Origin of the sequence: Streptomyces bobili, from assembly GCF_002154575.1 — a bacterium.
Taxonomy (GTDB): Bacteria; Actinomycetota; Actinomycetes; order Streptomycetales; family Streptomycetaceae; genus Streptomyces; species Streptomyces bobili.
The window spans coordinates 1-4,833 of record NZ_MUBA01000002.1 but is presented as its reverse complement, the minus strand read 5'-3'; the positions used below and the strand labels follow the sequence as shown (position 1 = coordinate 4,833).

General features: G+C 71.4%; 7 protein-coding genes. 5 read left to right on the top strand and 2 right to left on the bottom strand.

Features of this window, described 5'->3' with window-relative positions:
• Positions 1-337, top strand: a 337-nt coding sequence (locus tag BZL64_RS00320; RefSeq protein WP_086764542.1) for a DivIVA domain-containing protein, incomplete at its 5' end; no start/stop codon positions are given.
• Positions 334-921 carry a DNA-3-methyladenine glycosylase I gene (locus BZL64_RS00315; protein ID WP_086764538.1) on the top strand — a complete coding sequence of 196 codons (588 nt, stop codon included), beginning with the start codon at positions 334-336 and terminating at the stop codon, positions 919-921. The genes BZL64_RS00320 and BZL64_RS00315, both read left to right, overlap by 4 nt.
• 66 nt (positions 922-987) lie before the next feature.
• On the opposite strand, the gene chcB is transcribed toward BZL64_RS00315, so the two are convergent.
• Complete coding sequence (gene chcB, locus BZL64_RS00310; RefSeq protein WP_086764534.1) at positions 988-1,779, bottom strand: 2-cyclohexenylcarbonyl CoA isomerase; 792 nt, start codon at positions 1,777-1,779, stop codon at positions 988-990.
• Positions 1,780-2,164: 385 nt separating this feature from the next.
• Here chcB and BZL64_RS40470 point away from each other — a divergent pair, with 385 nt between their 5' ends.
• A complete protein-coding gene (locus BZL64_RS40470; protein WP_003966491.1) occupies positions 2,165-2,332 on the top strand; it encodes a DUF3117 domain-containing protein in 168 nt (55 codons plus the stop codon).
• Between the two features lie 245 nt (positions 2,333-2,577).
• On the opposite strand, the gene BZL64_RS00300 is transcribed toward BZL64_RS40470, so the two are convergent.
• Positions 2,578-3,276 carry an O-methyltransferase gene (locus tag BZL64_RS00300; protein ID WP_086764528.1) on the bottom strand — a complete coding sequence of 233 codons (699 nt, stop codon included), beginning with the start codon at positions 3,274-3,276 and terminating at the stop codon, positions 2,578-2,580.
• A 163-nt stretch (positions 3,277-3,439) separates the two neighbouring features.
• Here BZL64_RS00300 and sigE point away from each other — a divergent pair, with 163 nt between their 5' ends.
• Together sigE and BZL64_RS00290 are read left to right on the top strand one after the other, a co-directional pair.
• Positions 3,440-4,222 carry an RNA polymerase sigma factor SigE gene (sigE, locus tag BZL64_RS00295; RefSeq protein WP_208639331.1) on the top strand — a complete coding sequence of 261 codons (783 nt, stop codon included), beginning with the start codon at positions 3,440-3,442 and terminating at the stop codon, positions 4,220-4,222.
• Positions 4,219-4,833: anti-sigma factor family protein (locus BZL64_RS00290; RefSeq protein ID WP_208639330.1), on the top strand; the 615-nt coding region annotated here is incomplete at its 3' end. The genes sigE and BZL64_RS00290, both read left to right, overlap by 4 nt.

Genomic DNA, 4,833 nt, shown 5'->3' with positions numbered 1-4,833 from the left:
GGTCATCGCCCTCGCCGTCGTGGTGGCCGCGGTGACACTCGCCGTGGTGGGCGGCGGCGAGGGCACCGGTCCGCTGCCCGAGGTCGCGCCCGAGCGGCTGCACGACCCCCTGCCCCCGGACCGCCCCCTCGACCGGGCCGACGTCGACCGCCTCCGCTTCCCGCTCGCCGCCCGCGGCTACCGCATGTCCGACGTCGACGACGCCCTCAACCGCCTCGCCGCCGAACTCGCCGAGCGGGACGCCCGTATCGGCGAGCTGGAGTCCGCGCTCGCCGTCGCCCGGACGCCCGAGCCGCACGTCTCCATGGACAAGCCCGGACCGGAGGACCAGCAGTGAGTGACGGCACCGCCCTCGCGGGCCCGGACGGCGCGCTGCGCTGCCCCTGGGCCCTGTCCACGACGGACTACGTGACCTACCACGACGAGGAGTGGGGCCGCCCGGTCCACGGCGACGAGGCCCTCTTCGAGCGCCTCAGCCTTGAGGCATTCCAGTCCGGCCTGTCCTGGATCACGATCCTGCGCCGCCGCGCCGGCTTCCGAGCCGCCTTCGCCGACTTCAAGATCGACGCCGTCGCCGCCTTCACCGACGAGGACCGCAACCGCCTCCTCGCCGACGCCGGCATCATCCGCAACCGCGCCAAGATCGACGCCACGCTCGCCAACGCCCGCGTGCTGGCCGGCTGGTCACCGGGCGAACTCGACGAACTGATCTGGTCCCACGCGCCGGACACGGCGACCCGCGCGGTCCCCAAGACCCTCGCGGACGTCCCGGCGGTCACGGACGAGTCGACGGCCCTCTCGAAGGCCCTGAAGAAGCGCGGCCTGCGATTCGTCGGGCCCACGACGGCCTACGCCCTCATGCAGGCGTGCGGCCTGGTGGACGACCACCTGGCGGCCTGCGTGTCCCGCGGCGCGGTGTGAGGGGCCCGGGGGCCCTGCCTCGGCCGGGACGGCCCACAGCCCCCGACACCGCTCGCATCGCCGGACTCAGCGGCCCAGGTACTTGGGCTTCTCCTTGTTCACGAACGCCTGCACGGCGATCCTGTGGTCCTCCGACGCACCCGCCCGGGTCTGCAGCTCGTCCTCTTTGTCCAATGTCTCGGAGAGCGAGTGCGAGAGCCCGTACGCGACGGCTTCCTTGAGCGCCGCGTACGCCACCGTCGGCCCGTCGGCCAGCGCACGCGCCACCTTCTCGGCCTCGACGCGCAGCGACTCCGCGGGCACGACCCGGTTCGCGATCCCCAGCTCGTACGCCTCCTGCGCCTTGAGGTTGCGCGGGAACAGCAGCAGATCGGCGGCCCGGCCGGGACCGATCACCCGGGGCAGGGTCCAGGAGACGCCGGAGTCGGCGGTGAGCGCGACCCCCGCGAACGAGGTGTTGAACGACGCCGTGTCGGCCACGACCCGGTAGTCGGCGGCCAGCGCGAAACCGAAGCCGGCGCCCGCGGCGACCCCGTTCACGGCGGCGACCACCGGCTTCGGCGCCTCCGTCAGCGCCCGCACGACCGGGTTGTAGTGCTCCTTGACCGTGCTCATGACCTTGCCCGAGCCCTCGGCCAGCAGCCCGATGTGCTCCTTGAGATCCTGGCCCACACAGAAGGCCCGCTCACCGGCGGCGGTCAGCAGCACGGCCCGTACGGCGTCGTCGGCCGCCGCGGACTCCACCGCCTCCCGCAGGGCGATCTTGGTCGCGATGTTCAGCGCGTTCATCGCCTCCGGGCGGTTCAGGGTGATCGTCGCGAGCCCGTCGCTCACCTCGTAGAGCACGGTGTCGGCCATGGGATGTCCCCTCCGGTGTCGCGGCTGACGTACTGACCAGTACGCAGGTGTGCGCAGGTGTACGCAGGTGTCCGAAGGACAGCATGATGGATGCCGAGCGCGCGGGACGTGTGACCTGTGTCAAAGAAATCGGGACGATTTCCGGTGCCCGGAAGTCCCTGAGGGCGCGCAGTATCGCAGTCACATCGCCGAATTGAGTGGTTTTGCTCGCGCGCGTTGCCCAAGCGATGCCGACCGATGTTGGTCATCGGGTCCTGCGATGCGGGATAATGGCTGGGAAGCAATGTGTTCGATGCCGGTGTCGTGGGTCCCATCCTGGGCCGCGCCTTGCCCTTCACGGGCCGTCGGCTTTGACGATGAGCTGGTTTCAGGAAGGGGAACGAGCATGGCGGCCATGAAGCCGCGGACGGGCGATGGCCCGCTCGAGGTGACCAAGGAGGGGCGGGGCATCGTCATGCGCGTTCCGCTCGAAGGCGGCGGTCGGCTCGTCGTCGAGCTGACCCCGGATGAGGCCGACGCGCTCGGCGACGCCCTCAAGAAGGTCGTCGGCTGACGCGCAAGCGACCATACCCCTTCGGTCTCCCCGGCATCCTCAAGGGTGTCGGGGAGACTTTTTTTGCCGGGTGTCCGGCGGTTGCCCAGGGGTGCGTAGCCCGAACGGCGTACCGGGCGGGCAGGGATACGGGCGGGCGGGCTCGACCACGGCGGTGTCGGCGGCTGCGACCGCAGGCCTGGCTGTGGTTCGGACTGCGGTGCGGGTCGGCGCGGCCGGTGTGGCTCTCTTCGGCGCCGGCGCCGTCAGCGCTTGACCGCGCAGAGCAGGCCGTCGCCCACCGGCAGCAGCGACGGCACCAGCTCCTGGCTCTCGCGCACCGCACGCAGCAGTTCGCGGACCCTTATGACCTCGGTGGGCTGCGGGCCGGAGTCGATCGTGCGGCCGTTCGCGAAGACGCCCTCGAAGACCACCAGACCCCCCTGCCGCAGCAGGCGCAACGATTCAGCGAGGTAGTCCATGACCTCGAGCCGGTCGCCGTCGCAGAAGACGAGGTCGTAGCCGGCGTCCGCGAGCCTCGGCAGGACGTCCAGTGCGCGGCCGGGAATGAACCGGGCACGGTTGCTGGCGAACCCGCAGGCCCGGAAGGCCTGCCGGGCGAACTGCTGGTGCTCCGGCTCGGGGTCCACGGTCGTCAGGACGCCGTCCGGGCGCATGCCGTGCAGCAGGTGGATCCCCGAGACGCCGGTACCGGTACCGATCTCCGCGACCGACTTCGCGTCCACGGTGGCGGCGAGCAACCGCAGCGTGGCGCCCGTGCTGGGCGACACCGAGCGCAGCCCCGCGTCGCGGGCCCGGTCACGGGCCCAGCGCAGTGCTTCGTCCTCGGCGACATAGGCGTCGGCGAACGCCCAGCTCGTCTGCCGGTTGCCGGTAATGACCCTCTCCTGTCCCCGTGGTTGCCTGGGCGTGACTGTATCCGTTGGTGCCGGGAACCCGCAGATGGGACCGCGCGTTTGAAGGGGTGTGACGGACTACGGGGGGACACGGTTGGATCACGGCGACGCACGGGATGCCCAGCAAGTGCTGACGCAGCCGTATGAGCCGTGTCAGCCCAGATCAAATTCTCGTAAAACCGCTTATCCGGAGCTAACGGGCGAGGTGGCTATGGTAGGGGCTCCGCTGGACACCACCAGAGCCGACAGGGGAGGTGCGGCTGCACCTGTGGATCGGGGAGGAGCGCTGCGGCGCTTTCTCGGTTCGGCAGGCAGGCCGAAATCCGTGAACGACACCGCTGACCTCAGCCACGCCGCCGGCCTTGGCGCCGGCCCTTCCCAGACCGCGACCTTCTCCACCGACGCGGACGGGCAGGCGTGGACTCCGCCCACGTGGGAGGAGATCGTCAGCCTGCACAGCGGCCGTGTGTACCGGCTCGCCTACCGCCTCACCGGCAACCAGCACGACGCCGAGGACCTCACCCAGGAGGTCTTCGTCCGCGTCTTCCGCTCGCTGTCCACCTATACGCCGGGCACCTTCGAGGGCTGGCTGCACCGCATCACCACCAACCTCTTCCTCGACATGGTCCGCCGTAAGCAGCGCATCCGCTTCGACTCGCTCGGCGACGACGCGGCCGAGCGGCTGGCCAGCAAGGAGCCCAGCCCTCAGCAGGTCTTCAACGACGCCCACTTCGACGCCGACGTCCAGCAGGCCCTCGACACCCTCGCGCCGGAGTTCCGCGCCGCGGTCGTCCTGTGCGACATCGAAGGCCTGTCGTACGAGGAGATCGCCGCGACCCTCGGCGTCAAGCTGGGCACGGTCCGCTCGCGTATCCACCGCGGCCGTTCGCAGCTGCGCAAGGCACTGGCCCACCGCTCGCCCGAGGCGCGCTCCGAGCGTCGCTCCTTCGTGGCCCGTGTCCCCGCTCTGGGGGGAGGGGGCGCGACCGCGTGACTGGAACCCGTCCCACCCCGGCCGAGCAGCATCTCGGCGACCGGCTCTCCGCCCTCGTGGACGGCGAGCTGGGTCATGACACCCGTGAGCGTGTGCTGGCGCATCTGGCGACCTGCTCCAAATGCAAGGCGGAGGTCGACGCACAGCGCCGGCTGAAGAACGTCTTCGCGGAAGTGGCCCCGCCCGCCCCCTCCGAAAGTTTCCTGGCACGCCTCCAGGGGCTGCCCGGGGGAGGTGACCCCGACGACGGCCTGCCGCCGCTCGGGGGAGGCTTCGGCGACAGATTCGGGGCCCGCCCCGGAGCGTCCGGAGTCTTCGGAGTGAAGCGGGACGAGCCGTTCGAGTTCGGCTATGTCCCCGCGCGCGACCACGGCTCCGTGCTCGCGCCCTCCGGCGAGCGCGGCTTCCGGATCCACCCCGTCGGCCGGTCCGACGCCGAGCGTTCGCGCGGGCTGCGGTTCGCCTTCGTCGCCGCCGGCGCGGTGTCGCTCGCCGCGATCGCCCTGGGCGGCATGAACACCGGCGTGCCGGCCGACACCGAGGCCCGTGGCGGCTCCGGCGCGGGCAGCAATGTCACACCGGCCCGCACGTCCGGCGGCGGCGCCGCGACG